The organism is Mycobacterium sp. SMC-21 (genome assembly GCF_045310825.1).
GTDB lineage: Bacteria > Actinomycetota > Actinomycetes > Mycobacteriales > Mycobacteriaceae > Mycobacterium.
Window position 1 is genome coordinate 103,031 of record NZ_JBJIAO010000013.1, and the last position, 26,907, is coordinate 129,937.

A 26,907-nucleotide genomic window follows, 5' to 3' on the forward strand; every position below is an offset into this window, starting at 1 on the left:
TGGAGTCAGGAGAGCGCGCCGATGACCGATCACTCGCCGCTGGCCTGGCTCGCCGAGGTCGAACGCCAGCGCCGGGCCGCGGGGCTGCGCCGGTCGCTGCGGGTCCGGCCCGCGGTGGCCACCGAACTGGACCTGGCGTCCAACGACTATCTCGGTCTGACGCAGCATCCCGACGTCATCGCGGGCGGCGTGACGGCGCTGCACACCTGGGGCGCGGGTTCCGGCGGATCGCGCCTGGTCACCGGCAACACCGAACTGCACGAGGAGTTCGAGGCCGAGCTGGCCGGCTTCATGGGCGCCGAGTCGGCGCTGGTGTTCTCGTCCGGCTACACCGCCAACATCGCGGCGGTGGCGGCGCTGTCGGGGCCGGGCGCACTGGTCGTCTCCGACGCCTACAGCCACGCCTCACTCGTGGACGCCTGTCGGCTGTCCCGAGCCCGTGTGGTGGTGTCCCCGCACAACGACGTCGGCGCCGTCGAGACCGCGCTGGTGAGCCGGTCCGAGGAGCGGGCCGTCGTGATCACCGATTCGGTGTTCTCCACCGACGGTGCCCTCGCACCCTTGCGTGCCCTGCATGAGGTCTGCCGACGGCACGGCGCGCTGCTGATCGTCGACGAGGCCCACGGTCTCGGCGTGCGCGGCACGGGCGGCCGCGGCCTGGTGCACGAGGTCGGCCTGGCCGGCGAGCCCGACATCGTGGTGACGACGACGCTGTCCAAGTCGCTGGGCAGCCAGGGTGGCGCGGTGCTCGGGCCCGCCGCGGTGCGGGCGCACCTCATCGATGCCGCGCGCACGTTCATCTTCGACACCGGTCTGGCTCCGGCCGCCGTCGGCGCCGCCCAGGCCGCGCTGCACGTCCTCATCGCCGAGCCCTGGCGGGCGCAGGCCGTGCTGACGCACGCCGCGACGCTGGCCCGGTTCGGCGGCGCCGTTCACACGCCCGATTCGGCCGTCGTCTCGGTGATCCTGGGTGACCCCGAGGTCGCGCTGGCCGCGGCGTCGGCATGCCTGGACCGCGGGGTCCGGGTCGGCTGCTTCCGGCCCCCGTCGGTGCCGGCCGGCACCTCGCGCCTGCGCCTGACGGCGCGCGCATCGCTCGACGACACCGAACTGGATTTGGCCGGGCGGGTGCTCGGCGAGGTGCTCGCGCTGGTGCAGTCGTGACGCTGCTGCTGGTCGCCGGGACCGACACCGGCGTCGGCAAGACCATCGCCACCGCGGCGCTGGCCAGTGCCGCCCGCCAGGCCGGTCTGGACGTCGCGGTGTGCAAGGCGGTGCAGACCGGCATCTCGCCGGCCGCCGGCCACGGCGATGACGATCTGGCCGAGGTGGGTCGCCTGGCCGACGTCACGTCGCTCGTGCCGGGCTGGCGCTATCCCGAACCGCTCGCGCCCGTCGCGGCCGCCGAATTGGCCGGCATGGAGCTGCCGACGCGCGACGAGCTGGTCGCTCTGGTCCGCAACGTCGACCGGCCCCGTCAGCTGACCCTCGTCGAGGGCGCCGGGGGACTGCTCGTCCAACTCGGTGCCGACGGCACGACGTTGCGCGACCTGGCCGTCGAACTGGGGGCCGCGGTCCTGGTCGTCGTCGCACCGGGCCTGGGCACCCTCAACCACACCGGTCTGACCGTCGAGTCGCTTGCCGCACACGGCATCGCGTGCGCCGGACTGGTGATCGGCAGTTGGCCGCAGGAGCCGGGGCTCGCGGAATCGTCCAACCGGGGTGCGCTCGAGGACATCGCGCCGGTGCGCGCCGTGCTGCCCGCCGGCGCAGGCCGGTTGGCGCCCGGGGAGTTCGCTGCCGTGAGCGCGAAAGCGTTTGATCCACAATGGGTTTCGAGCCTGGTCGGCTGACATGGTGCACTCGGTCGAGCTGCTGTTCGACCTCGACACCGAGGCCGTGATCAGGCGCGCGTGGGACGACCTGCATGCGGTGGGGATCGCCGCTCAGCCGCCCGCCGCCCGTCCGCACGCCACGTTGTGTGTCGCCCAGCGGATCGACGAAGCGGTGGTGCCGGCGTTGGCCGGTGTCGCCGGGAGGTTCCCGTTCCGGGCCCGTCTCGGCGCCACGCTGGTGTTCGGCCGCTCCGCCGGAGTTCTGGCCCGTCTCGTGGTGCCCAGCGCTGACCTGCTCGACCTGCACGCCGAGGTCTGTGCGCTCGCCGCGCCGTATCTACGGCCGGGCCCCATGCCGCACACCGAGCCGGGTGACTGGACACCGCACGTCACCCTGGCGCGTCGCATCCCGCCGGACCGGCTTGCCCGGGCGCTCGGTGTCGCCGGCCGGCCGGCCGAGATCAGCGCCACCGCGACCCGACTGCGGCTGTGGAACGGTGACACCCGCACGGAGATTCTGCTCGGCTGACGTGCCCATGCCGGCCGGAAACGTGCGTGACGTCAAGCACGAGGCGGTTGCCGCCACTTTGGCTGAAGCCAGGGACAGTTTGTGTGCGTCAGACGTCCCTGAGTTCAGTGACCCCCGGTGGATCGCCCGTCGATTGAAATCACGTACTTTCCAACGGGATTCGTTGCGGTCCGGGAGTGGGAGTGACCCCGACAGCCCGCCTCAGCCGCGGCGGCTGATGGCGTGGGCCGCGAGCCCGTCGACGAGCAGGCCGAGGCCGAAAGTGAAACGGCCACCGGCATTTTCGGACCACACCGTGTCGCTGTCGGCCACCGTGGCACCCGCCGCGTCCCACTGGATGCGGGACTGCTCGTCGGCGGTGAAGCCCAGCACGTAGTAGACGATGGTGCGCGCGGCGAGGTCGGCGTCGTGCGCCGTGAGCCCCGATTCGACACAGGCGTCGGTGAGGGCCGCCACGATGCGGCTCAGCTCGGCTGATCGACCGGCGGAGAAACTGGCCGAGACCAGCTCTGCGCCGTCGGTCGCCGACAGCAGTGCGTCGCGCAGCGCCGAACACAGGCCGACGATGCGGTCCGGCCATTCGCCGCCGGCCGGAACGGTCGCCGCGGTGGCCAGCAGGCGGTCGGCGACGGCGCCCAGCAGCTCCTGCTTGTCGGCGAAATGCCAGTACAGAGCGCCAGGGCTGACGCTCAGTTCACGAGCCAGCCTGCGCATGGTCAGGTCGGCGATCCCGTAGTTGTCCAGGATTTCGGCGGCCTTGGCCACCACGTCGCTTCGGTGCAGTTGCACGTCTGTATCCTAAACACCGTTCAAGTTGTAGGCCGCAGTCGGCCTGAAGTAAGGAGTGCCGATGACTCAGGCCGCGACCGATGTTTTGGGTGTAGCCCGCGAGCAGGTGCTCGAGCGTGGCGAAGGCCTGAGCCAGGAGCAGGTGCTCGAGGTTCTGCAGCTGCCCGACGACCGACTGGAGGACCTGCTGGCCCTCGCGCACGAGGTGCGCATGAAGTGGTGTGGCCCCGAGGTCGAGGTCGAGGGCATCATCAGCCTCAAGACCGGCGGTTGCCCGGAGGACTGCCACTTCTGCTCGCAGTCGGGTCTGTTCGCCTCCCCGGTGCGCAGCGCCTGGCTGGACGTCCCGAGCCTCGTCGAAGCCGCGAAGCAGACCGCCAAGACCGGTGCCACCGAGTTCTGCATCGTCGCCGCGGTGCGCGGGCCCGACGAGCGGCTGCTGGCCCAGGTGGCCGCCGGCATCGAGGCCATCCGCAACGAGGTCGACATCCAGATCGCGTGCTCGCTGGGCATGCTCGATCAGGAGCAGGTCGACCGCCTCAAGGCCATGGGTGTGCACCGCTACAACCACAACCTGGAGACCTCGAAGTCGTACTTCCCCAACGTCGTCACGACCCACACCTGGGAAGAGCGCTGGAAGACGCTGGAGATGGTCCGCGAAGCCGGCATGGAGGTCTGCTGCGGCGGCATCCTCGGCATGGGCGAGACGCTGGAGCAGCGTGCCGAGTTCGCCGCGAACCTCGCGGAGCTGAACCCGCACGAGGTCCCGCTGAACTTCCTGAACCCGCGCCCGGGCACCCCGTTCGGTGACCTCGAGGTGCTGCCGGCCGCCGACGCGCTGCGCGCCGTCGCCGCGTTCCGTCTGGCCATGCCGCGCACCATGCTGCGCTTCGCCGGCGGCCGCGAGATCACCCTCGGCGACCTGGGCGCCAAGCAGGGCATCCTGGGCGGCATCAACGCCGTCATCGTCGGCAACTACCTGACGACGCTGGGTCGCCCGGCCGAGTCGGACCTGGAACTGCTGGACGATCTGCAGATGCCGATCAAGGCTCTGAACGCCACCCTGTAGAACTAGACGTGATGACCAGAGAATTGCCCGCACCCGTCAGTGCCGGCAAGTTCAACGTGTACACCGGGGTCGCGGCGGATGCCGTCGACGGCGCCGTCATGCCGACCACGGCTCAGCTCGGTCTGGAGGCGCCCCGCTGGTGCGCCGAATGCGGCCGACGCATGGTGGTGCAGGTGCGCCCCGACGGTTGGTGGGCCAAGTGCTCGCGGCACGGGGTGGTGGACTCGAAGGACCTGGAAACTCAACGGTGACTCAGCCCGCTGAAACAGCCTCGGCGCCAACGCTTTCGCATCGCGCCGCGGCGCTGCGGGTCGTCATCGGCCTGGCGCTGACCGGTGCGCTCGGCGGCGTGGTGTGGGCCTTTCTCGCGCCGCCGGTCGACGCCGTCGTTGCGCTGACCAAGAAAGGTCAGCGCATTCACGGCTACTTCGGTGACGAATCGGACCGGGTGTTCCTGGGCGGTGCGTTGGCGGTCGGTCTGCTGACGGTGATCGCCGTCGTGGCCGCGACATTGGTGTGGCAGTGGCGCGCGCATCGCGGGCCGCTGCTGGCCGGCGCGCTGGCGCTCGGCAATGTGGCTGCCGCGGGCGCGCTCACGGGCGTGGGCGCTGTCGTCGCGCATTGGCGTTACGGGACACCGGATCTCGCGGGCGCGCCGTTGTCTCCCGAGCATCGGGTGGGTTACCTCGTCGAGGCGCCGCCGGTGTTCTTCGGCCACTCGCCGTGGGTCATCGCCACGACGCTGATCTTCCCGGCCGGCATCGCCGCGCTGGTCTACCTGTTCTGCACGCTGGCGACCAAGCGCGACGATCTGGGCGCCTGGCCGCCGGTGGAGCCGGCGCCGGTCCGGCTACCGGCCGCCGCCGCTCCGGTGGCTACCGACGCCCAATCGGAAGTCCCAGCAGAACCTTCGTGCTGACGACGCCCAGCTTGAGCAGGCCGAGGTAGGTCGCCGGGTTCAGCAGGGCCGGCCACGAGGTACGCACCGTCGGGCCCAGCGGCTTGCCGTCGAACCGTTCGGCGAGCCAGTTCAGCGTCATCGGCGCGGCCAGCGGGTGCAGCGCGATGTGCTCGCTGAGGATGTCGCGGTGGTAGGTCACGTGCGAGCCGCCCATGACGTAGGTGTCGGTCAGCTCGTCGATGTTGCCGACGGAGATGATCTGGTCGTACACGGCCTGCATGATCAGCAGCGGCGGGGTGGGCGCGGTCTTGCCGAGCTTGATGCTCTCGAAGACGTGCTGCACCTCCGGAGTGTCGAGCACCTCCTGCAGCGGCGACTTCAGCAAGGTGTCGAAGTCGAGTCCGGCGTGCCGCAGCACCGCCTCGCCGGTGGTCATGCCCTCGATGTTGCGCAGCATGGCCTTGCCGGCCTCGGTCGCGTGCTCATGGATGACGCGCTGGAGGCCGGGGTAGATGTGCATGAGGGCGGCGATCACCGTGGCGGGCAGGCCGGCTTTGGAAGTGCCGTTGAGCTGGCGGAACACCTCGGCCAGGTCACCGACCGGCGAGCCGAGGGCAGCGCCGACGACGTTGAGCTCGGGCGCGTAGTTGGCGTATTCCTCCGCGGCCCAGGCGCTGGCGAGGCCACCGCCCGAGTAGCCCCACAGGCCGATCGGCGCGTCGGCGTGCAGGCCGAGTGATTCGGTGTTGATGGCGGCGCGCAGGCCGTCGAGGATGTGGTACCCGGGCTCGTGCGGCGCGCCCCAGATGCCGTCGGTGCCTTCGTGGTCCGGGATGGACACCGCCCAGCCCTGCGCCAGGACCGCGGCGACGAGCATGTACTCGAGCTGCGCGACCGAGCCGAGGGCGCGGGCGCGGCGGCGGAGGGCGTAGGACGGGAAGCAGGCGTCGGAGACGGCGTCGATGGCGCACTGGTACGACACGATGGGGCAGCGCGTGTCGGCGTTGTGGCCGACGGGCAGCAGGACGGTGGTCACGGCGGCCTGCGCGCTGCCGCTCAGGTCGGTGCTGCGGTACAGCAGCTGGGTGGCGGTGACGCCCTGGGGGATGACGCCCATGAATCCGAGCTCGACGTCGCGGGACCGCAGGACGGTGCCGGGTGCGGTGAGTTCGAAGCCGACGGGCGGCACGTAGAACGCGTCGTCGCTGGGCCGCAGCGGGCGGATGCCGGACTGGAGTTCCTCGTGGTACGGCTGGCCGATCCACTCGGCGTCGAACGCCCTGGCTGCATTGCCCATGGTCATCGGGAAATCATGTCTTAAGGAACCCTTAAAAACCAATTCCGGCTCGCGAAATGTGGCCGGAAAGTGACCTACGTCACGGTGCGTAGGGCGACTAACTAGGTGGGCGTAGCGCGGCGAACTCGTCGGTGACGCGGTATGTCGAGTCGGTGAACCGGTACAGCGCGGCCGGTCGGCCGCCGCTGCGGCCGGAACGGGCCGTCGTGCCGGTCGGGGTGATGACGCCGCGGCGGGCCAGCACGCGCTGCAGATTGGTCGGGTCGACCTGGTGGCCCAGCGTGGCGGCGTAGATGTCCCGCAGGGTGGTGAGGGTGAATTCCTTTGGCGCCAAGGCGAATCCGATGTTGGTGTACGACATCTTGGCGACCAGCCGGGCGTGCGCGTGCGTGATCATCGGGCCGTGGTCGAAGGCCATGGGTGGCAGCGCTGACACTGGATGCCAGCGCGTGTCGCCCGGCAGTTCCGGTGTGGCGGGGGAGGGCACCAGGCCCAGGAAGGTCGACGCGATGGTGCGCGGCCCGGGCACGCGCTTGGGCTCGGAGAAGACCGCGAGCTGCTCGAGGTGCGTCAGTTCGCGCAGGTCGACCTTCTCGGCGAGCTGACGCCGGACGGAACTGACCATGTCTTCGTCGTGCCGCAGCTGACCGCCGGGCAGGGACCACGCGCCGCGTTGCGGCTCCATGGCGCGCTCCCAGAGCAGCACGCTGAGCTGCGGCCTCTTGCTGTCCAGGTCGCGCACCTGGAAGACGACGGCGAGCACTTCATGCGCAGTACCCACATCCGTCACGTTTTCGATTTTAAGTCGAAAACGTGGGAGATCAAAAGTGGCGCACGGGGAGAGGCGGCCGGGCGAAACGGCAATCCCGGCGAGTCAAGGTGCGTGATCTTCGAAAAGAAGAATCTCCGCCCAGCCAGTAGACTCACGCTCGATTGCAGCAAAGCTTCGTGTTCGTCGTGCGGGGGAAGGCCGGTGGGCCATGCGCAATGTCGGCATTCAGCCAAGAGACCCGCTGGGGTGGGTTTGCACCCTCGCCGAGCTGGGCACACTCGGCCCGCGCCTGCTCGCCAGAAACCACAGGTCCGTTGAGCCGGTCGTCGGCACCGGTGCCGCCAATGTGTCATTGACGAGTTATGGCAAGCGGATTGCCACCGTATGGCAAACGATCGAGACCATCGGCACCGGCACCGTCAAGCCGCGTCGGCTGATTCTGTGGCTCGATGACCGCGACGCGTGCGTCGATCCGCCGGCGACATTGAAGCGGTTGCAGGCACGTGGGCTGGAAATTCGTCATTGCCGCGACTACGGGCCGCACAAGAAGTACTTCCCGTATACCAACGAGGTACTGCCGGACGAACCCGGCCGCACCCTTGTCACGGCGGACGACGACGTCTACTACCCGCCCACCTGGCTCGCGGAGCTGCTCGCAGCGCACCGGCCCGGCGAGGTCACCGCTTTCCGCGCGCGCATGCGCAGCGACGGTCCGTACCGAACGTGGCCGATGTGCACCACGACCGAAGCCTCCGAGACGGTGTTCGCGACAGGTGTATCCGGTGTGGCCTATCCGCCGGAACTGCTTGGGGCGCTGCGGGATCGGGGCGAAGCGTTCGCCCACGTGTGCCCCCGCGCGGACGACTACTGGCTGCACTACGCCGCCGTGGCCACGGGCATCCCGATCCGCCAGGTGCGCGATGTCGCGGCGTACTTCTGGCCCATCGTGCTGGTTTCCGCCCGGGGACTATGGGACGGCAGCGGAGCTGCGAACGACGCCATCGCGACCCAGACCCGGCAGACCTGGCAGAACTATCGGAATCGTCCCGAGATCGACGCCGAATGAGGATCGGCCCGGTCATCCGGCGCCGTCTTTGCTGGTAGGGCGGGTGACCGTCAGGCCGGCTGCTGTCGCACGCGGTACACGAAGGTGAACATTCCGTGTGCAGTGCTAGTATGTGGCATGTTTTCGATCATAAGTCGAAAACCTGGCCAGGTTCAAAGGAGACGGCCATGACGGTTCTGGACCGTGCGGCGGAGTTCGAAGGTTTCGGCGACGTGGTCGCCGACGGGCAGTGGGCAGACGAAGTGCGTCGCCTCGCCAAGGAGCGCAACGCCACAATCCTCGCGCACAACTACCAGCTGCCCGAGATTCAGGACATCGCCGACCACGTGGGCGACTCGCTGGCACTGTCGCGCATCGCCGCGGACGCCGCCGAGGACACCATCGTGTTCTGCGGTGTGCACTTCATGGCCGAGACCGCGAAAATCCTCTCGCCCTCCAAGACCGTGCTGATCCCGGACCAGCGGGCGGGCTGCTCGCTGGCCGACTCGATCACCGCCGACGACCTGCGGGCCTGGAAGGCCGACTACCCGGACGCCGTCGTGGTGTCCTACGTGAACACCACCGCGGCCGTCAAAGCCCTCACCGACATTTGCTGCACCTCGTCCAACGCGGTCGAGGTCGTCGCCTCGATCCCCGCGGACAAGACCGTGCTGTTCTGCCCGGACCAGTTCCTCGGCGCGCACGTGCGCCGCATGACGGGCCGGGACAACCTGCACATCTGGGCCGGCGAATGCCACGTACACGCCGGCATCAACGGTGACGAACTCGCCGACCAGGCCCGCTCGCATCCCGACGCCGAACTCTTCGTGCACCCCGAATGCGGTTGCGCCACTTCGGCTCTCTATCTGGCCGGCGAGGGTGCCGTACCCGACGACCGCGTGAAGATCCTGTCGACCGGCGGCATGCTCGACGCCGCCCGCGAGACCCACGCCAAGCAGGTCCTGGTCGCCACCGAGATCGGCATGCTGCACCAGTTGCGCCGTGCCGCACCGGAAACCGAGTTCCTCGCCGTCAACGATCGGGCCTCCTGCCCGTACATGAAGATGATCACGCCGGCCGCGCTGCTGCGCTGCCTGCGGGACGGTGCTGACGAAGTTCACGTCGACGAAGATGTCGCGGCCGCAGCTCGGTTGAGCGTGCAGCGCATGATCGGGATCGGGCAGCCCGGCGGCGGGGAATAGCGTGAGCGCCCACGCGGGCCGTTCGGTCGCCTGCGGCGGCCGTGGCTACTGGCGCCAGCGCGCCGACGTCATCGTCGTCGGTACGGGGGTCGCGGGCCTGGCGGCGGCGCGTGCCGCCCAACTGGCCGGCAGCCGCGTCGTGGTCGTCGGCAAGTCCGGCGAGACGGCCACCGCTTACGCCCAGGGGGGCATCGCGGTCGTCATCCCCGACACCGATGACTCGGTGCAGGCGCACGTCGCGGACACCGTCGCGGCCGGAGCCGGCTTGTGCGATGTCGACGCGGTCACCTCGATCGTCGCCGACGGCTATGCCGCCGTGCGTGAATTGGTCGGTGCCGGTGCGGCTTTCGACGAAGTCGGGCCGGGGGCCTGGTCCCTGACCCGCGAGGGTGGACACAGCCGCCGCCGCATCATCCACGCCGGTGGCGATGCCACCGGCGCCGAGGTGCAGCGTGCCCTGGCCGCCGCCACCCAGACGCTCGACATCCGGCCCAATCATGTTGCGCTGCAGGTGTTGCACCACGACGGAGCGGTCAGCGGCCTGCTGGTGCTGAGCCCGGACGGACCTGGCGTGCTGACGGCGCCGTCGGTGATCCTGGCGACCGGTGGCCTGGGGCAGCTGTACACCGCGACGACCAACCCGGACGGTTCGACGGGCGACGGCATCGCCCTGGCGCTGCGCGCCGGATTGCCGGTCCGCGACATCGAATTCGTCCAGTTTCACCCGACCATGCTGTACACCGGCGCGGCCGGCGGCCGGTGCCCGCTGATCACCGAGGCCTTGCGCGGCGAAGGGGCCATCCTGCGTGACCTTCGCGGCGACTCGGTGACCGACGGCGTGCACCCGATGGGCGACCTGGCCCCGCGCGACGTCGTGGCCGCCGCCATCGATGCCCGCCTCGCGGCCACCGGCGACGACTACGTCTTCCTCGATGCCCGTGGCGTCCCCGACGTCGCCGCCCGATTCCCGACGGTCACGGCCGCATGCCTGGCGGCCGGCATCGACCCTGCGCGCCAACCGATTCCGGTGGTGCCGGGCGCCCATTACAGCTGCGGGGGTGTGGTCACCGACGTGTACGGCCGCACCGAGATGGCCGGCCTGTACGCCGCCGGTGAGGTCGGACGCACCGGTATGCACGGCGGTAATCGCCTGGCCTCCAACAGCCTGCTGGAAGGACTGGTGGTTGGCGGCCGCGCCGGTCGTGCGGCGGCCGAGCAGGCCCGCGATGCCGGTGGAAACCGCGTGCCGGAGCCGGATCTGGGCAAGCGGCCCGCGTTGGATCGGCATGCCCTGCAACGCGACATGACCAGGTACGCCTCGGTGGTGCGCGACGCCGCTGGACTGGACCGGCTGAGCGAGTTGCTCGCCGGCGCCCGCGGTATGGCCATGTCGGACCGGGCGGCCGTCGAGGATGCGGCCCTGACCGTGACGGCGTCGGCGGTTGCTGCCGCGGCAGCCGTCCGTGCGGAATCCCGTGGCTGCCACCACCGCAGTGACCGACCGGACCGCGATCCGGCGTTCGGGGTATCGATCGATGTGCGGCTGGACGCCGCCGGGCGCGCCGTGGCCGCCCTGCCGATAGGAGCGTGTAACTGATGGCATTGACCGCAGCCGAATTGGCCGACGCGCACGCGATCATCGATCGCGCGCTCGACGAGGATCTGCGCTACGGGCCGGACGTCACCTCGGTGGCGACCGTGCCGGCCGACGCCACCACGGTCGCGTCGATGGTGTCGCGACAGCAGGGCGTCATCGCGGGTCTGGACATCGCGGTTCTGGTGCTGGACAAGGTGATCGGGGAGGGCGCCTACAAGATCCGCGACCGAGCCGAGGACGGCACCGAGGTCAAGCCCGGCGATGCGGTGCTGACCGTCGAAGCGCCGACACGGGCCCTGCTGACGGCCGAACGCACGATGCTGAACATCGTCTGCCACCTTTCGGGCATCGCCACCGAGACGGCGCGCTGGGTGCAGGAGGTGGCCGGGACCGAGGCCGCCATCCGTGACACCCGAAAGACGTTGCCCGGATTGCGGTTGTTGCAGAAGTACGCGGTGCGCGTCGGCGGCGGTGTCAACCATCGGCTGGGTCTGGGCGATGCCGCCCTGATCAAGGACAACCACGTCGCGGCTGCCGGATCGGTGCTCGCGGCCCTGCAGGCGGTCCGTGCGGTGGCGCCGGATCTGCCGTGCGAGGTCGAGGTGGATTCGCTCGAGCAACTCGACGAAATCCTCGGTGAGAACGTCGAATTGGTGTTGCTGGACAACTTCCCGGTCTGGCAGACGCAGATCGCGGTGCAGCGCCGTGACGCCCGCGCACCCGGCACCAAGCTGGAATCGTCGGGCGGGCTCAGCCTGGAGTCGGCCGCGGCCTACGCCTCGACCGGTGTCGACTTCCTCGCCATCGGTGCGCTGACGCATTCGGTGCGGGTGCTCGACGTCGGCCTCGATACGTAACTCGGCCGCTACTATCACGAGCATGGCGGAAGACGAGAAGACCGAAGACAAGACCACCACACTGAGCAAAGCCGCAAAGGACACCGACGAGACGTCGGGTTCGATGTCCGTCACGCAGATCATCGCGATTGCGGCCGTGGTCATCGGCCTGATCGCCGCCGGCATCGGCGGCTACGCGCTGTACGCGGTGAAGAACCAGGACAAGAAGTACACCGAGGCCGAGCAGGACACGGCCAAGATCGCGCTCTGTGACGCCATGAAGACCGTCAGCAAGGGCATCGCGATCAACACCAACCTGGCGGTCCCCGGCGGGCCGGACGACACCACGGGTGCCCTGGCCGTGGCCGCCAACGCGCGTCTGGCGCTGATCACCGGTGGCCAGTACCTGCTGAACCGGATCGACCCGGCCGCCCCGGCCGACCTCGCGACGGCGGCGCGCAAGTACGCCAACACCCTCTTGGACATCGGGGCCGCGGCGACGGCCGGCGCTCAGACCGACGATCCGCAGCAGAAGGTGCGCCTGGATGACGCCGGCGCCGACAGCAAGCAGATCAACGACATCTGCAAGTAGCCGTCGACGGACCGGGGGCCACGCTGACGATCAGCGTGGCCCCCGGTTTGTCAGTGGGCGATGTCGGCGACGAACACGCCGCTGCGCTTGGCCACGATCCGCGCGATCCGCGGCAACGACGGGTCATCGGTGCCCGCGGGCAGGATGCGCGGATTCACCAGGTGCAGATCCTTGCGCGCGACGTGGATGTCGGCCTCGCCGGCGGCGAGCACGTTCTTGACCCAGTTGGTCTTGCCGTGGGCCAGCCCGATCGCCAGCACATCGCCCTTGCGGTACGAGGTGACGATGGTCTCGAATTCCTTACCCGACTTGCGGCCGCGATGCTTGATGACTGAGAACCCGGGCAGCTTCTTCGAAAGCGGGCGCAACGCCGGGTTGATGTACTTGATCTGGAAGTTCTCCAACCACACCGGGAAGATCATCGGCACGCCGGCGGCGTTGTTGGGGTGGTCCTGACGGCTTGACATGACGCCTCCGTATTCGATTTGGCCTGCTCTGGGAGAATAGTGGGGTGAACACTGCAGTGAAGCTCTCGCGTATCGATTTGCGAGGTCAGCAGCTGTCCGCGGCGCAGTTGCGAGCGGTGCTGCCCCGAGGCGGTGTCGACGTGGATTCGGTGCTGCCCAAGGTACGCCCGATCGTCGACGCGGTGGTCGAACGCGGTGCGGTGGCGGCCCTCGAATACGGCGAGTCCTTCGACGGCGTGCGGCCGGCCGCCGTACGCGTCCCCAAGGCGGAGCTGGACGCCGCGCTGACCCGCCTGCCCGCCGACGTGCGGGTGGCGCTCGAGGTCGCGATCGAGCGGACCCGTGCCGTGCACGCCGACCAGCGGCGCACCGACACCACCACGACGCTGGCCCCGGGCGCGACCGTCACCGAACGGTGGGTCCCGGTCGAACGCGTCGGGCTGTACGTCCCCGGCGGCAACGCCGTCTACCCGTCGAGCGTCGTGATGAACGTCGTCCCGGCCCAGACCGCCGGCGTCGACTCCCTGGTGATCGCCAGCCCGCCACAGAAGGACCACGGCGGACTACCGCACCCGACCATCCTCGCCGCGGCAGCTCTGCTCGGGGTCGACGAGGTGTGGGCTGTCGGCGGTGCCCAGGGCATCGCGCTGCTGGCTTACGGCGGCGTGGACACGACCGGCGAAGAGCTCGCGCCGGTCGACATGATCACCGGCCCGGGCAACATCTTCGTCACGGCCGCCAAGCGCATCTGCCGTTCCCAGGTGGGCATCGACGCCGAGGCCGGCCCGACGGAGATCGCGATCCTGGCCGATCACTCGGCCGACGCGGTGCACATCGCCGCCGATCTGATCAGCCAGGCCGAGCACGACGAGATGGCGGCCAGCGTGCTGGTCACCACCAGTGAGAAGCTGGCCGACGCCACCGATGTGGAGGTGGCCGCGCAGGTCGCCACGACGCTGCACCGTGAGCGGGTGACGGTCGCGCTGAACGGCAAACAGTCGGCCATCGTGCTGGTGGACGACCTCGACACCGGGGTCCGTGTCGTGAACGCCTACGCCGCCGAGCACCTGGAGATCCAGACCGTCGACGCCGCTGAGGTCGCCGGCCGAATCCGTTCGGCGGGCGCCATTTTCGTCGGCGCCTGGTCGCCGGTGAGCCTCGGCGACTACTGCGCCGGGTCCAACCACGTGCTGCCGACCGCCGGTTGCGCGCGGCACTCCAGTGGCCTGTCGGTGCAGACGTTCCTGCGTGGCATCCACGTCGTCGACTACACCGAGGCGGCCCTGAAAGACGTTGCGGGTCACGTGATCACGCTGGCCACGGCAGAGAACCTGCCGGCGCACGGTGAGGCTGTGCGCCGGAGGTTCGAACGCTGATGGGTAAGAAGATCTCCCTGGCCGACCTGCCGCTGCGGGAGAACCTGCGCGGCAAATCGCCGTACGGCGCACCGCAACTCGTGGTGCCGGTGCGGCTCAACACCAACGAGAACCCGCACCCGCCGACACCGGCGCTGGTCGACGACGTCGCCGCATCGGTCGCCGCGGCCGCCGCCGAGTTGCACCGCTACCCGGACCGCGACGCCATGGCGCTGCGTACCGATCTGGCCGCGTACATGCAGGCGCAGACGGGTGTCGCGCTGACGGCGGAAAACCTGTGGGCGGCAAACGGTTCCAATGAAATCCTGCAGCAGCTGCTGCAGGCGTTCGGCGGGCCGGGCCGCAGCGCCATCGGTTTCGTGCCGTCGTACTCGATGCACCCCATCATTTCGGACGGCACCCAGACCGAATGGCTGTCGGCAACCCGGGCGACCGATTTCGGCCTCGACGTCGACGTGGCGGTGGCCGCCATCGAGGCGCAGCGACCCGACGTCGTCTTCGTGACCAGCCCCAACAACCCGACCGGGCAGAGCGTTCCGCTCGACGACCTGCGCCGCCTGCTGGACGTCACGCCCGGTGTGCTGATCCTCGACGAGGCGTACGGCGAATTCTCGTCGCAGCCCAGCGGTGTCGCGCTGCTCGCCGAGTACCCGGCCAAGCTGATCATCAGCCGCACCATGAGCAAGGCGTTCGCCTTCGCCGGCGGGCGGCTGGGCTACCTCGTGGCCGACCCTGCCGTGATCGATGCGATGCTGCTGGTGCGGTTGCCGTATCACCTGTCGGTGCTGACGCAGGCGGCCGCGCGTGCCGCGCTGCGGCATGCTGATGAGACGCTGAGCAGCGTCGCCACTTTGGCTTCGGAGCGGGACCGGGTGGCAGCGGCGTTGTCCGGCATGGGTTTCCGGGTGATCCCCAGTGACGCCAACTTCATCCTGTTCGGCGAGTTCGCCGATGCCGCGGCGACCTGGCAGCGCTACCTCGACGCCGGCGTGCTGATCCGCGACGTCGGAATCCCCGGATTCCTGCGCACCACCGTCGGTTTGGCCGCGGAGAACGACGCCCTGCTGGAAGTCAGCGCCAAGCTCGCCGCAACGGAACTAGCCCCACAAGGAGTTTCATGACCCGCCGCGCCCGCGTGGAACGCACCACCAAAGAGTCGAGCATCGTCGTCGAGATCGATCTCGACGGCACCGGCCAGGTCGACATCAGCACCGGGGTGCCGTTCTTCGACCACATGCTGACCTCCCTGGGCACGCACGCCAGCTTCGATCTGACGGTGCACGCCAAGGGTGATGTCGAGATCGAGGGCCACCACACCGTCGAGGACACCGCGATCGTCCTGGGCCAGGCACTCGGCCAGGCCCTGGGCGACAAGAAGGGCATCCGCCGGTTCGGCGACGCGTTCATCCCGATGGACGAGACCCTGGCCCATGCGGCCGTTGACGTTTCGGGCCGTCCGTACTTCGTGCACACCGGTGAACCGGAGTCGATGGTGTCCTTCACCATCGCCGGGTCCTCGGTGCCGTACCACACCGTGATCAACCGGCACGTGTTCGAATCGCTGGCCTTCAACGCCAAGATCGCGCTGCACGTGCGCACGCTGTACGGCCGCGACCCGCACCACATCACCGAGGCGCAGTACAAGGCCGTGGCGCGCGCGCTGCGTCAGGCCGTCGAACCCGACCCTCGGGTGGCCGGCGTGCCGTCGACCAAGGGCACTCTGTGACAAAGAAACTCGTCGTTCTGGACTACGGCTCGGGCAATCTCCGGTCCGCGCAGCGCGCCCTCGAGCGGGTCGGCGCTGACGTCGAGGTCACCGCCGACGCCGCTGCCGCGGCTGCCGCCGACGGTCTGGTTGTGCCCGGTGTCGGCGCCTACGAGGCCTGCATGACCGGTCTGCGGTCGATCGGCGGCGAGAAGATCATCGCCGACCGGCTGGCCGCGGGCCACCCGGTGCTGGGTGTGTGCGTCGGCATGCAGATTCTGTTCTCGAAGGGCGTCGAGTTCGGGGTGCAGACCGAAGGCTGCGGGCAGTGGCCCGGTGAGGTCACCCGGCTGGATGCGCCGGTGATTCCGCACATGGGCTGGAACACCGTCGATGCCGCCGCCGACAGCACCCTGTTCAAGGGGCTCGACGCCGACACCCGGTTCTACTTCGTGCATTCCTACGCCGCCCAGCAGTGGGGCGGCCATGCCGACGCGAAGGTCACCTGGGCCACGCATCACGTGCCGTTCATCGCGGCCGTCGAAGACGGCGCGTTGTCGGCGACACAGTTTCATCCGGAGAAGAGCGGCGACGCAGGTGCGACGCTGTTGGCGAATTGGGTTGAGGGGCTATGAGTTTGATTCTGTTGCCGGCCGTTGACGTGGTCGACGGCAAGGCGGTGCGGCTGGTGCAGGGCAAGGCCGGCAGCGAGACCGATTACGGTTCGGCGCTGGAGGCGGCGCAGACCTGGCAGCGCGACGGTGCCGAGTGGGTGCACCTGGTGGACCTGGACGCCGCGTTCGGCCGGGGCAGCAACCGGGAACTGCTGGCCGAGGTCGTCGGCAAACTCGATGTGGCCGTGGAACTTTCCGGTGGCATCCGTGACGATGAGTCGCTCAAAGCGGCCATGGACACCGGCTGCGCCCGCGTGAACATCGGCACCGCGGCGCTGGAGAGCCCGGAATGGTGCAAGCGGGCCATCGGCGAGTACGGCGACCGCGTGGCGGTCGGCCTGGACGTGCAGTTCGAGAACGGCAGTTGGCGCCTGCGCGGCCGCGGCTGGGAGACCGACGGCGGCGACCTGTGGGACGTGCTGGAACGCCTCGACAGCGAAGGCTGTTCGCGTTACGTCGTCACCGACGTCACCAAGGACGGCACGCTGACCGGTCCGAACCTGGACCTGCTGAGCACCGTCGCCGGCCGCACCAACGCGCCGATCATCGCGTCGGGTGGCGTGTCGAGCCTGGACGACCTGCGCGCCATCGCCACGCTGACCGGGCAGGGCGTCGAGGGCGCCATCGTCGGAAAGGCCTTGTACGCAGAGCGGTTCACGCTGCCTGAGGCGCTGGCTGCGGTTAAGTGATCGAACCGGCGAGGTTGGCAGAGCTGGTCGCGGCCGCGACCAGCATCCTCGACGATGCCGTCGCCCCGTTCATCGCCGGCCACCAGGCCGACGCGGCAGTTCGCAAGAAGGGCAACGACTTCGCCACCGAGATCGACCTCGCCATCGAGCGCCAGGTCGTCGCGGCCCTGACGTCGGCCACCGGAATCGGTGTGCACGGTGAGGAATTCGGTGGCGAGCCCATCGACTCCGAGCTGGTGTGGGTGCTCGATCCGATCGACGGCACATTCAACTACGCGGCCGGTTCGCCCATGGCGGCGATCCTGCTCGGCCTGCTGTGGCGGGGCACCCCGGTCGCCGGGCTGACGTGGCTGCCGTTCATGGGCCAGCGCTACGTCGCAACCGTGGACGGTCCCGTCCGCGACGGGGAGACGGCCTTGCCGCCGCTGGCCCCGACCACGCTGGCCGAATCCATCGTCGGTATCCAGACCTTCAACATCGATTCGAAGGGCCGTTTCCCGGGGCGGTGGCGCAATGCGGTCCTGTCGAGCCTGACGCGGGAATGCTCGCGGGTGCGGATGCACGGCGCGACGGGCCTCGACCTGGCGTACGTCGGCGCCGGCATTCTCGGCGGCGCGATCAGCTTCGGTCACCACATCTGGGACCACGCCGCGGGTGTCGCCTTGGTCCGGGCCGCCGGCGGTATCGTCACCGACCTCGCCGGCGAGCCGTGGACGGCCGATTCGAAATCTGCGTTGGCCGCCGCACCCGGTGTGCACGAGAGGATGCTGGAGATCGTGAAATCCGTTGGTATTCCGGAGGATTACCTGTGAGTCTCGCAACGCGCGTCATCCCGTGCCTGGACGTCGACGGCGGCCGGGTGGTCAAGGGCGTCAACTTCGAGAACCTGCGGGACGCCGGTGATCCCGTCGAGCTGGCCGCCGCGTATGACGCGGAAGGCGCCGACGAGCTGACGTTCCTGGACGTCACCGCGTCGTCGTCGGGCCGCTCGACCATGCTCGAGGTGGTGCGCCGCACCGCCGAGCAGGTGTTCATCCCGCTGACCGTGGGTGGCGGCGTGCGCTCGGTCGAGGACGTCGACACGCTGCTGCGCGCCGGCGCCGACAAGGTTTCGGTCAACACCGCCGCGATCGCCCGGCCCGAGCTGCTGTCGGAGCTGTCGCGGCAGTTCGGTTCGCAGTGCATCGTGCTGTCGGTGGATGCCCGCACCGTGCCCGAAGGATCCGAGCCGACGCCGTCCGGCTGGGAGGTGACGACCCACGGCGGCCGCCGCGGCACCGGCATCGACGCCGTCGAATGGGCCACGCGCGGAGCCGAACTCGGGGTCGGGGAGATCCTGCTGAATTCCATGGACGCCGACGGCACCAAGGCCGGTTTCGACCTCGCGATGCTGCGGGCGGTGCGCGCCGCGGTGAGCGTGCCGGTGATCGCCAGCGGGGGAGCCGGCGCCGTCGGCGACTTCGCGCCCGCGGTGCAGGCCGGTGCGGATGCGGTCCTGGCGGCCACCGTCTTCCACTTCCGGGAGCTGACGATCGGTCAGGTGAAGGAAGCGATGGCGGCCGAAGGGATCACGGTGCGATGAGCCTGGATCCCGGGATCGCCGCCCGCATCAAGCGCAACGAGGCCGGGCTGTTCACCGCCGTGGTGCAGCAGCGGGGTACCGGCGATGTGCTGATGGTCGCCTGGATGGACGACGACGCGCTGGCCCGCACTCTGGAAACCCGTGAGGCGACGTACTTTTCCCGCTCGCGCGGTGAGCAGTGGGTCAAGGGTCTGACATCGGGCCACACGCAGTACGTGCACTCGGTGCGGCTGGACTGTGACGGCGACGCCGTGCTGCTCGAAGTCGACCAGGTCGGTGGGGCCTGCCACACCGGCGACCACAGCTGCTTCGACGCCGACCAGTTGCTCGCCCCCGAGGCCTAATCCGGCTCGGCCAGGTGCTGCTCGACCAGCGCCCGTCCCTCGGCCCGCAGGGCGTCGTCGACCTCGATCTCGAGCACCCGTAGGGCGGCATCGGCGATGGCCTCGGCCACTTCGTCGCCGGTGATCTCGGGATCGTCGACGCGCTGCGCGATGACCGTCTCGGTCAGGCGCACCGGCAGGCCGCAGCGGAACTCGTCGCGGCCGCCGACGGCGTCGACCGCCAGTTCGCGGTAGACGGCGTGCAACTCGCGGCGCCGGCGGTGGAAGCCCTCGATGCCGTCGACCTCCGGCAGCAGATAGAGCCGGCCCAGGTTCCACGGCACGGACAGCAGGTTGGCCGCGTCACCGGCCGTCACCGCCCAGAGGGCCGCCTTCGGGTCGTCCACCGAGCGCGTCACGCGCCGCGCGAAGTCCAGCGACGGCACCACCGTCGCGTCGAGCAGTGCCTCGAGGATGGCTTCCTTGTTGGGGAAGTGGTGATACAGCGAGGCCTGACGGATGCCGACGGCTTCGGCGATCGACCGCGTCGAGGTGACCGTGAAGCCCTGTGTCACAAACAGTTCTCCGGCGGCATCGAGGATCTGTTCGACGGCGGTGCTGCCGGGGCGTAGGGCATCGCGATGACGGGGACGGCCGGGGCGGCTCATGCCACTACTGTGCCACCTGCGGTCATTCGCGCAGCGTCGGCTCGCGTGAAACGCAACTGTTACATCGCGACCCACGTCGGAAACGTCGGTGACCCCTCTGCGTCACGCTTCCCATTAATTCTGTCAGTTGACAGGTATTAGGCCTCGCAGAATCGGAATCGGATGACATTGACCAACACGTCGCCGGCAGATCACGACGATCTCGCCGAGTTCGGCTACGACCAACAGCTGCACCGCTCGCTGGGCAAGTTCGCCTCGTTCGCGGCCGGTTTCTCGTTCGTGTCGATCCTCACCACGATCTTCCAATTGTTCGGCCTCGGATACAGTTTCGGCGGGCCGGCGTTCTTCTGGACCTGGCCGGTGGTGTTCATCGGACAGTTCGCGGTGGCCTTGTGCTTCGCCGAACTCGCGGCCCGCTACCCGATCTCGGGGGCCATCTACCAGTGGGCCCGCCGCCTCGGCGGTGAGGTGGTCGGCTGGTTCGGTGGCTGGTTCATGATCGTCGCCCAGATCATCACCGCATCCGCCGCGGCCATCGCGCTGCAGGTGGTGCTGCCGGCGGTGTGGCCGGGCTTCCAGATCATCGGCACCGATACCGCACTCACGTCGGCCGATGGCGCCGCCAACGCCGTGCTGTTGGGTACCGCGCTGCTGATCATCACCACCACGATCAACTGCATCGGCGTGCGCTGGATGTCGCGCGTCGCGACGATCGGTGTCTGCTGCGAGATCGTCGGCGTCATCGCGGTCGTCGGAGTCTTCTTCACGCACGCACAGCGCGGTCCGCAGGTCGTCTTCGACACCGGTGGCGCGGGTTCGGGCTACGGCTGGGCCTGGATCGCCTCGGGTCTGATGGCCGCCTACGTCATGGTCGGCTTCGGCTCGGCCGGTGAACTCGCCGAGGAGACGCGCGACGCGCGCCGCGTCGCCCCGCGCACCATCCGGTCGGCGCTCACCGTCTCGGCACTCGGTGGCGGTCTCATGATCGTCGGCGCACTGATGGCGGCGCCGAGCCTGACCGACGGCCGTCTGGCGACCGAAGGCCTGCCCTACGTGCTGGGTGCGGTGCTGTCCTCGCCCTGGGGCACGCTGCTCCTCATCGATGTGGCCATCGCGATCTTCATCTGCACCTTGGCAATTCAGACCGCTGCCACCCGCCTGATGTTCTCCATGGCACGCGACCAGCGGCTGCCGTTCTCGGCGCTGCTGTCGCGCGTCAATCCGGCTACCGGGACGCCGATTCCGCCCGCGATCGTGGTCGGTGTCGCGTGCGTCGGTGTGCTCCTGGTGAACGTCGGCAACTCCGCGATCTTCGCGACCCTGGCCAGCGTCTGCATCATCGCGATCTACATCGCGTACCTGCTGGTGACGGCGCCGCTCCTGGCGCACCGGCTGCGCGGAATGCGCTGGGACGCTTCGGTTACCGACGCCGGTGGCCGGCCGCTGTTCTCGCTGGGTCGCTGGGGCCTGCCGGTCAACATCTTCGCCGTGGTGTACGGCGTGGCCATGGTGATCAACCTGGCCTGGCCGCGGCCGGAAATCTACGACCCGACGGGCACCATGCCGCTGCTGGTGTGGGCCGGGCCGTTCACCATCGTCGCCATCGTCGCGCTCGGCGCCCTGTGCTTCCCGTACCGCCGGACCCACCCGCGCCCCGTCGGGTCGCTCTGACCCCGTCCAATCCACAACTGCCGAAAGGATTCTCGTGAGTTCTTCGTCCACCACCTCGACGACCGCCGCCGCCCGCGCACACGCCCGTGCGCAGGCCGGCACCCACACCGCGGCCATGCCCGTCGTTCCGGCATCGCAGTGGCCGACACCGCCGGCCGGTGTCGATGCCCACCGCCTGACCTGGGCCGAGACGGTGCCCGGCGGCCGCTACACCAGCAAGGTGCTGGACCGCGGAACGCGGTTGCGGCTCACCGACATCGAGGGCCGCGCGTGCGCGCACCTGCTGCTGTGGCGCGCCGACGCCCCCTGGGAGCGCCTGAACACCGCCGACACCGTCAAGGTGCCGTGGCAGGCGTATCTCGGCACCGGGCACCCGCTGCTCGATGACCAGGGCCGGGTCCTGGCGACCATCGTCGCCGACACCTCGGGCCACCACGATGCCCTGTGCGGCACCACAACCCGGTCCCAGAACGAAGCCCGCTACGGTGCCGGCAGCGCGCACTCGGACAGCCCGGCCGGCCGCGAGTTGCTGGTGCTCGCCGCACTCAAGCACGGCCTGGGGCCGCGCGACGTAGGCCCCGGCGTGTCGTTCTTCCACGGCGTCCGGGCCGACGATGCGGGGCAACTGGTGTCGACGGGCTCGGCCGGAGCCGGCACCGCGGTCGAACTGCTCGTGCACCTGCCGGTGATCGTGGCGATCGCCAACACCGCACACCCGCTCGACCCGGAGCCGAGCTTCAACACCTCGGACCTGGAGGTGCTGGCCTGGTCGGCTCCCGCCGACCTCGCCGATCTGGCCGCGCGCGCCGAAACCATCGGACCCGAATACGAACGCGCCCACCGCAACACCGAAGACGTCTGGACCGCACTGCATCTCACCGAAGGAGTTCCCGCATGAGCACCGTCATCGACTCGGTCCCCGCGCTGGTGTCCGGCACGACCATCCTCGACGAGATCGTCGAGGCCCGCGGCCCCTGGTCGGCGATCGTCGCGGCAGGCGACGTGCTGACCATCGTCGACCTGCACGGCAATCAGGCCGTGGACACGCTGATCTACGGGGCGCACGACACGTCCCGCCGGTACAGCGCCCAGACCACCATCACGGCGCAGAAGTCGCTGTTCGTCAGCACCGGAACCGTGTTGCGCGACAGCGACGGTGGGGCACTGATGACCGTGGTGGCCGACGAGGTCGGCAATCACGACACCGTCGGCGGCGCCTGCTCGCAGGAGTCCAACACCCTGCGCTACGGCCACCACACCCGCCATCAGCATGCGTGCGTCGAGAACTTTCTCATCGAAGGCGCCCGCTACGGCCTCGGAAAGCGTGACCTGGCACCGAATCTCAACTTCTTCATGAACGTGCCGGTGGAGGCCGACGGCACGCTCGGCATCGTCGACGGGCTGTCGGCGCCGGGACTGCGGGTGGCGCTGCGCGCCGACACCGACGTCCTCGTGCTGGTGTCCAATTGCCCGCAGATCAACAACCCGTGCAACGGCTTCGATCCGACACCGGTGCGGATGATCGTCACCCGCCCGTCCTGATCCACGTTCTCTCGCACCGCGTTCTGCATTCGAAGGAGTACCGGAATGGCGCCATCCGCCCTCACCGTGCTGCGGCCCGGGCCGAGCACCACCGTCCAGGACTGGCCGGGCCGCATCGGCTACTGGCAGGTGGGCGTACCGCCGTCAGGTCCGATGGACGACCTGTCGCTGCGGTTGGCCAACCTCGCGGTCGGTAACGCCGAAGGCGCACCCGGCCTCGAGGCCACGATGGCCGGTCCGACACTGGGATTCGACGAGGCGACGGTCGTCTGCGTCACCGGCGCACCGGTATCGGTCACGCTCGACGGCGTCCCGGCGCGGCAGTGGGCACCCATCGCGGTCCCGGAGGGCGGTGTGCTCGAGATCGGCGCCGTACAGGGCGTCGGCATGCGCATCTACATCGCGGTGGCCGGCGGTATCGAGGCCGAGGCGTACCTCGGCTCGCGCTCGACGTTCACGCTCGGGAAGTTCGGCGCCGGCGGGCGGGCCCTCGCGGCCGGCGACCGTCTCGATCTGGGCACCCCGGGCGGACGACCGCGCCGGCTGACCGATGAGGAAATCCCGTCGATCGGCCACGAATGGCGCCTGGCGGTCACCGAGGGACCGCACGGCGCGCCGGAGTTCTTCACCCGAGCCGACATCGAAAGCCTCTACGAGGCCACGTATCTGGTGGACCACAACCTCGACCGCACCGGTGTGCGCCTCGTCGGGCCGAAGCCGCAGTGGGCCCGGCCCGACGGCGGCGAGGCCGGCCTGCACCCGTCGAACATCCATGACACGCCGTATTCGGTTGGCGCCCTTGACTTCACCGGCGACACCCCGATCCTGCTCGGTCCGGACGGACCCAGCCTCGGCGGTTTCGTCTGCCCCGTGACGGTGACGTCGGCGGACCGCTGGAAGCTCGGGCAGCTCACGCCCGGCGACCGGGTGCGCTTCGTTCCGGTGCGGGCCAGTGCCGCGGCACCGCTGGCGGCCCTGGGCACCTCGCGGCGCGCGGCGTCCCCGGTGGTGCGCAGCCCGCGCGGCGACGGCGACGATGGGGTGCTGCACCGCGGCGTCACCGGTGACGGGACGACGTCGATGACCCTGCGCCGCAGCGGCGATGACAATCTGCTGGTCGAATACGGCACGATGACACTGGATCTGGTGCTGCGGGCGCGGGTGCACGCGCTGCACACCGCGATCGACGCACACCGGCCCCGCGGCATCATCGACCTGACACCCGGAATCCGTTCGCTGCAGGTCAAATTCGACGCCGCGCTCACCGATCACCAGGCGATGACGGCCTTCGTGCTCGACCTCGAGTCCGCGCTCGGGCCCGTCGACCAACTGGTGCTGCCGAGCCGCTCGGTGCGGCTGCCATTGAGTTGGGATGACCCGACCATCCGGCTCGCCATCGACCGGTACCGCAACGGTGTGCGCGACGACGCGCCGTGGTGCCCGAGCAACATCGAGTTCATCCGGCGGATGAACGGCCTCGAGTCGCAGCAGGAGGTGTTCGACATCGTCCATGCGGCAAGTTATCTCGTGCTCGGTCTGGGGGACGTCTACCTCGGTGCGCCCGTCGCCACCCCGGTCGATCCCCGCCACCGGGTGGTCACCACCAAGTACAACCCGGCCCGCACCTGGACGCCGGAGAACGCGGTCGGGATCGGCGGTGCCTACCTCTGCATCTACGGTATGGAAGGCCCGGGCGGCTACCAGTTGATGGGCCGCACCACCCAGGTGTGGAACCACCGGTTCCCGTTGTCCGCACCGGGTTTCGAGCCGGAACAGCCGTGGCTGCTGCGATTCTTCGACCAGGTGTCGTGGTACCCGGTGTCGTCGGAGGAACTGACCGATCTGCGGGCCGACGTCGCCGCCGGACGCGGGACGGTCGACATCACCGACGGCGAGTTCCGCATCGCGGACTACCTGAACTTCCTCTCGAGCGAAGCCGACGACATCGCCGCGGTACGACAGCGTATGACGGCCGCCCGCAACGAGGAGCGGGCCCGCTGGGAGGCCAGCGGTGAGATCGGCGCACGCAAGAAGCCCTGCGCCACAACAGGACAGGAAGTCGCATGACGGACCGGATCAGCGCCGCCTACGCGGCCATCGCACAGCGACCGGAGGCCTTCATCACCGTCCGGGACGAGGACACCGTGCGCCGCGAGGTCGCACAGGCGCAGGGACCGCTGGCCGGTCAGCTGCTGGCGGTCAAGGACAACGTCGACGTCGCGGGTCTGCCGACCACGGCGGCGTGCCCGGGCTACGCCTACACCCCGGATGCCGACGCGCCGGTGGTGGCCGCGCTGCGGGCGGCCGGCGCGGTCGTGATCGGCAAGACCAATCTGGATCAGTTCGCCACCGGGCTCGTCGGCACCCGTAGTCCCTACGGCGCGGTGCGTGACGCGCGGCGCCCGGACCGGATATCGGGCGGCTCGTCGTCGGGCTCGGCCGTCGCGGTGGCCATCGGTGCGGCCGACATCGGAATCGCCACGGACACTGCCGGATCCGGCCGGGTACCGGCGGCGTACCAGGGCCTCGTCGGGATCAAGGGCACCATCGGGCTGGTGTCGACGGCAGGCGTCGTCCCGGCCTGCCCGAGCTATGACTGCGTGACGATCCTGGCGCGTGACCTGGCCACGGCGGAGAGCGCCATGGCCGTGATGGCGACCACGACGCAGCGGCCGTGGCCCGCGTCGACGCGCTTGGCCGCCCCGGCCGAGCCGGTGCTGGCGGTGCCCGCCGAATTGCCCGCGATGGCGCCCGGCTGGGATGCCGCGTTCCAGCGCGCCGTCGATGCCGCCCGGGATGCCGGGATGCGCATCGTCCCCATCGATCTGACGGACTTCCTGGCTGCCGCACGGCTGCTGTACGACGGGGCGCTGGTCGCCGAGCGCACGGAAGCGGTGGGGGACTTCATCAGTGATGCCGGTGCCGACGCCGGTCTGGACCCGACGGTCGCCGCGATCATCACCGCCGGCGGCTCCCACACCGCGACCGGGCTGTTGCGTGACCGTCGTGAGCTGGACCGCCTGCGGGAGCGGGCATTCCGGGCATTGGGGGAGTGCGACGCGCTGCTCGTCCCGACCGCTCCGCTGCAGCCGACGCTCGCGGAGGTGGCGGCCGACCCCGTCGCGGTCAACGCCCGGATCGGCACGTACACCAATTTCTGCAATCTCTTCGACATGTGCGGCGTCGCGGTTCCGGCGGGCGAGGTTGTTGAATCCGACGGCACCACAGCGCAATTCGGTGTCACAGTATTGGGGCGGGCCTTCGATGACGCCGTGGTGGCGGACATCGCGGCCCGGCTGGGCGGTGGTGACCGGGGCACCGTGGCGTCGTGGCCGGAGCGGGCGGGCGCCGGGGTGATGACGCTGGTGGTGGCCGGTGCGCATCTGCGTGATCAGCCGCTGGCCGGTCAGCTCCACGATCTCGGGGCACGGTGGGACGGCCCGGCCCGCACGGCCGAGCGCTATCGCATGACGGCGCTGCCGTCGGGCAAGCCCGCGCTGGTGCGGCTGCCGCATGGCGGGCGGGCCTTCGAAGTGGAGCGCTGGTCGCTCTCGCCGGCGGCACTCGGGACGTTCCTGGCCGCCCTCCCGACGCCGATGGGACTGGCGGCGGTGGAACTCGACGACGGGTCCTGGGAGACCGGGTTCGTGTGCGCCGACGAAGAGGCCATCGCCGCGCCCGACATCTCGGAGTTCGGTGGCTGGCGCGCCTACCTGCGGGCCCGGGAGTTCGCGGTGCAGTGACAT

The 26,907-nt window shown here is 69.7% G+C and carries 29 protein-coding genes; 24 read left to right on the top strand and 5 right to left on the bottom strand.

Translation table 11 applies throughout. From position 1 onward, the window contains the following. Positions 1–21 precede the first annotated feature (21 nt). Genes ACJH6H_RS15295 through ACJH6H_RS15305 form a run of 3 tightly spaced genes read left to right on the top strand, consistent with a single transcriptional unit; the run spans position 22 to position 2,364 of the window. Positions 22–1,164, top strand: a complete 1,143-nt coding sequence (locus ACJH6H_RS15295; protein ID WP_406775210.1) for an 8-amino-7-oxononanoate synthase — start codon at positions 22–24, stop codon at positions 1,162–1,164. Then, positions 1,161–1,853 carry a dethiobiotin synthase gene (bioD, locus tag ACJH6H_RS15300; protein ID WP_406775211.1) on the top strand — a complete coding sequence of 231 codons (693 nt, stop codon included), beginning with the start codon at positions 1,161–1,163 and terminating at the stop codon, positions 1,851–1,853. Before ACJH6H_RS15295 ends, bioD begins: the two co-directional genes overlap by 4 nt. Position 1,854: 1 nt before the next feature. Continuing rightward, positions 1,855–2,364 (top strand): 2'-5' RNA ligase family protein, encoded by a 510-nt coding sequence (locus tag ACJH6H_RS15305; RefSeq protein WP_406775212.1) that lies wholly within the window; start codon positions 1,855–1,857, stop codon positions 2,362–2,364. 201 nt (positions 2,365–2,565) lie between these two features. Here ACJH6H_RS15305 and ACJH6H_RS15310 read toward each other — a convergent pair whose 3' ends face one another. Further along, positions 2,566–3,153, bottom strand: coding sequence for a TetR family transcriptional regulator (locus tag ACJH6H_RS15310; protein ID WP_406775213.1), 588 nt, complete (start codon positions 3,151–3,153; stop codon positions 2,566–2,568). 61 nt (positions 3,154–3,214) lie between these two features. Between ACJH6H_RS15310 and bioB the strand changes: the two genes are divergently transcribed. The 3 genes from bioB to ACJH6H_RS15325 are packed head-to-tail and all read left to right on the top strand — an operon-like array spanning position 3,215 to position 5,141. After that, a complete protein-coding gene (gene bioB, locus ACJH6H_RS15315; RefSeq protein WP_020103207.1) occupies positions 3,215–4,222 on the top strand; it encodes a biotin synthase BioB in 1,008 nt (335 codons plus the stop codon). An 11-nt stretch (positions 4,223–4,233) separates the two neighbouring features. Then, complete coding sequence (locus tag ACJH6H_RS15320; RefSeq protein WP_020103208.1) at positions 4,234–4,473, top strand: hypothetical protein; 240 nt, start codon at positions 4,234–4,236, stop codon at positions 4,471–4,473. Continuing rightward, positions 4,470–5,141: a DUF2567 domain-containing protein gene (locus tag ACJH6H_RS15325; RefSeq protein WP_212813938.1), complete on the top strand. Its 672-nt coding sequence runs from the start codon at positions 4,470–4,472 to the stop codon at positions 5,139–5,141. Before ACJH6H_RS15320 ends, ACJH6H_RS15325 begins: the two co-directional genes overlap by 4 nt. Here the strand turns inward: ACJH6H_RS15325 and ACJH6H_RS15330 are convergent. After that, entirely contained in the window at positions 5,098–6,426 is a 1,329-nt protein-coding gene (locus ACJH6H_RS15330; protein WP_406775214.1) for a lipase family protein, read from the bottom strand. The genes ACJH6H_RS15325 and ACJH6H_RS15330 overlap by 44 nt on opposite strands. Positions 6,427–6,517: 91 nt before the next feature. Continuing rightward, positions 6,518–7,210 carry an NrtR DNA-binding winged helix domain-containing protein gene (locus tag ACJH6H_RS15335; protein ID WP_305798837.1) on the bottom strand — a complete coding sequence of 231 codons (693 nt, stop codon included), beginning with the start codon at positions 7,208–7,210 and terminating at the stop codon, positions 6,518–6,520. A 190-nt stretch (positions 7,211–7,400) separates the two neighbouring features. Here ACJH6H_RS15335 and ACJH6H_RS15340 point away from each other — a divergent pair, with 190 nt between their 5' ends. The 5 genes from ACJH6H_RS15340 (at position 7,401) to ACJH6H_RS15360 (ending at position 12,464) form a co-directional block, all read left to right on the top strand. Further along, entirely contained in the window at positions 7,401–8,258 is an 858-nt protein-coding gene (locus tag ACJH6H_RS15340; RefSeq protein ID WP_406775215.1) for a hypothetical protein, read from the top strand. 167 nt (positions 8,259–8,425) lie between these two features. After that, positions 8,426–9,439 (top strand): quinolinate synthase NadA, encoded by a 1,014-nt coding sequence (gene nadA, locus ACJH6H_RS15345; RefSeq protein WP_212813944.1) that lies wholly within the window; start codon positions 8,426–8,428, stop codon positions 9,437–9,439. Position 9,440: 1 nt separating this feature from the next. After that, positions 9,441–11,036, top strand: coding sequence for an L-aspartate oxidase (locus ACJH6H_RS15350; RefSeq protein ID WP_212813946.1), 1,596 nt, complete (start codon positions 9,441–9,443; stop codon positions 11,034–11,036). Continuing rightward, the gene (gene nadC, locus ACJH6H_RS15355; protein ID WP_212813948.1) at positions 11,036–11,893 is read left to right on the top strand and encodes a carboxylating nicotinate-nucleotide diphosphorylase; all 858 of its coding nucleotides are present in this window, start codon (positions 11,036–11,038) and stop codon (positions 11,891–11,893) included. The genes ACJH6H_RS15350 and nadC overlap by 1 nt, the downstream gene beginning before the upstream one ends. 22 nt (positions 11,894–11,915) lie before the next feature. Further along, the gene (locus ACJH6H_RS15360; protein ID WP_212813950.1) at positions 11,916–12,464 is read left to right on the top strand and encodes a hypothetical protein; all 549 of its coding nucleotides are present in this window, start codon (positions 11,916–11,918) and stop codon (positions 12,462–12,464) included. A 50-nt stretch (positions 12,465–12,514) separates the two neighbouring features. On the opposite strand, the gene ACJH6H_RS15365 is transcribed toward ACJH6H_RS15360, so the two are convergent. Then, positions 12,515–12,931, bottom strand: a complete 417-nt coding sequence (locus ACJH6H_RS15365; RefSeq protein ID WP_212813952.1) for a nitroreductase family deazaflavin-dependent oxidoreductase — start codon at positions 12,929–12,931, stop codon at positions 12,515–12,517. Between the two features lie 56 nt (positions 12,932–12,987). Here ACJH6H_RS15365 and hisD point away from each other — a divergent pair, with 56 nt between their 5' ends. Genes hisD through hisI form a run of 8 tightly spaced genes read left to right on the top strand, consistent with a single transcriptional unit; the run spans position 12,988 to position 19,301 of the window. Next, positions 12,988–14,307, top strand: coding sequence for a histidinol dehydrogenase (gene hisD, locus ACJH6H_RS15370; protein WP_406775221.1), 1,320 nt, complete (start codon positions 12,988–12,990; stop codon positions 14,305–14,307). Beyond that, positions 14,307–15,428, top strand: coding sequence for a histidinol-phosphate transaminase (locus ACJH6H_RS15375; protein WP_212813956.1), 1,122 nt, complete (start codon positions 14,307–14,309; stop codon positions 15,426–15,428). Before hisD ends, ACJH6H_RS15375 begins: the two co-directional genes overlap by 1 nt. Next, positions 15,425–16,033, top strand: a complete 609-nt coding sequence (gene hisB / locus ACJH6H_RS15380; protein ID WP_020103224.1) for an imidazoleglycerol-phosphate dehydratase HisB — start codon at positions 15,425–15,427, stop codon at positions 16,031–16,033. The genes ACJH6H_RS15375 and hisB overlap by 4 nt, the downstream gene beginning before the upstream one ends. Then, on the top strand, positions 16,030–16,647 hold the full coding sequence (gene hisH / locus ACJH6H_RS15385) for an imidazole glycerol phosphate synthase subunit HisH (RefSeq protein WP_212813958.1): 618 nt from the start codon (positions 16,030–16,032) through the stop codon (positions 16,645–16,647). Before hisB ends, hisH begins: the two co-directional genes overlap by 4 nt. Further along, complete coding sequence (gene priA / locus ACJH6H_RS15390; protein ID WP_212813960.1) at positions 16,644–17,375, top strand: bifunctional 1-(5-phosphoribosyl)-5-((5-phosphoribosylamino)methylideneamino)imidazole-4-carboxamide isomerase/phosphoribosylanthranilate isomerase PriA; 732 nt, start codon at positions 16,644–16,646, stop codon at positions 17,373–17,375. Before hisH ends, priA begins: the two co-directional genes overlap by 4 nt. Then, a complete protein-coding gene (locus tag ACJH6H_RS15395; RefSeq protein WP_212814754.1) occupies positions 17,375–18,187 on the top strand; it encodes an inositol monophosphatase family protein in 813 nt (270 codons plus the stop codon). The genes priA and ACJH6H_RS15395 overlap by 1 nt, the downstream gene beginning before the upstream one ends. Next, positions 18,157–18,957: an imidazole glycerol phosphate synthase subunit HisF gene (gene hisF, locus ACJH6H_RS15400; protein ID WP_406775222.1), complete on the top strand. Its 801-nt coding sequence runs from the start codon at positions 18,157–18,159 to the stop codon at positions 18,955–18,957. Before ACJH6H_RS15395 ends, hisF begins: the two co-directional genes overlap by 31 nt. Then, complete coding sequence (gene hisI, locus ACJH6H_RS15405) at positions 18,954–19,301, top strand: phosphoribosyl-AMP cyclohydrolase (RefSeq protein WP_064981726.1); 348 nt, start codon at positions 18,954–18,956, stop codon at positions 19,299–19,301. The genes hisF and hisI overlap by 4 nt, the downstream gene beginning before the upstream one ends. Here the strand turns inward: hisI and ACJH6H_RS15410 are convergent. Beyond that, positions 19,298–19,948 (bottom strand): TetR/AcrR family transcriptional regulator, encoded by a 651-nt coding sequence (locus ACJH6H_RS15410; protein ID WP_212813964.1) that lies wholly within the window; start codon positions 19,946–19,948, stop codon positions 19,298–19,300. The genes hisI and ACJH6H_RS15410 overlap by 4 nt on opposite strands. Before the next feature lie 162 nt (positions 19,949–20,110). Between ACJH6H_RS15410 and ACJH6H_RS15415 the strand changes: the two genes are divergently transcribed. Genes ACJH6H_RS15415 through atzF form a run of 5 tightly spaced genes read left to right on the top strand, consistent with a single transcriptional unit; the run spans position 20,111 to position 26,904 of the window. After that, complete coding sequence (locus ACJH6H_RS15415; protein ID WP_212813966.1) at positions 20,111–21,619, top strand: amino acid permease; 1,509 nt, start codon at positions 20,111–20,113, stop codon at positions 21,617–21,619. 34 nt (positions 21,620–21,653) lie between these two features. Next, on the top strand, positions 21,654–22,517 hold the full coding sequence (locus ACJH6H_RS15420; RefSeq protein WP_212813968.1) for an urea amidolyase associated protein UAAP1: 864 nt from the start codon (positions 21,654–21,656) through the stop codon (positions 22,515–22,517). Beyond that, complete coding sequence (locus ACJH6H_RS15425; RefSeq protein ID WP_029119966.1) at positions 22,514–23,161, top strand: urea amidolyase associated protein UAAP2; 648 nt, start codon at positions 22,514–22,516, stop codon at positions 23,159–23,161. The genes ACJH6H_RS15420 and ACJH6H_RS15425 overlap by 4 nt, the downstream gene beginning before the upstream one ends. 45 nt (positions 23,162–23,206) lie before the next feature. Further along, positions 23,207–25,228 carry a 5-oxoprolinase/urea amidolyase family protein gene (locus ACJH6H_RS15430; RefSeq protein ID WP_212813970.1) on the top strand — a complete coding sequence of 674 codons (2,022 nt, stop codon included), beginning with the start codon at positions 23,207–23,209 and terminating at the stop codon, positions 25,226–25,228. Beyond that, the gene (gene atzF / locus ACJH6H_RS15435) at positions 25,225–26,904 is read left to right on the top strand and encodes an allophanate hydrolase (RefSeq protein WP_406775216.1); all 1,680 of its coding nucleotides are present in this window, start codon (positions 25,225–25,227) and stop codon (positions 26,902–26,904) included. Before ACJH6H_RS15430 ends, atzF begins: the two co-directional genes overlap by 4 nt. The last annotated feature ends 3 nt before the right edge of the window (positions 26,905–26,907 follow it).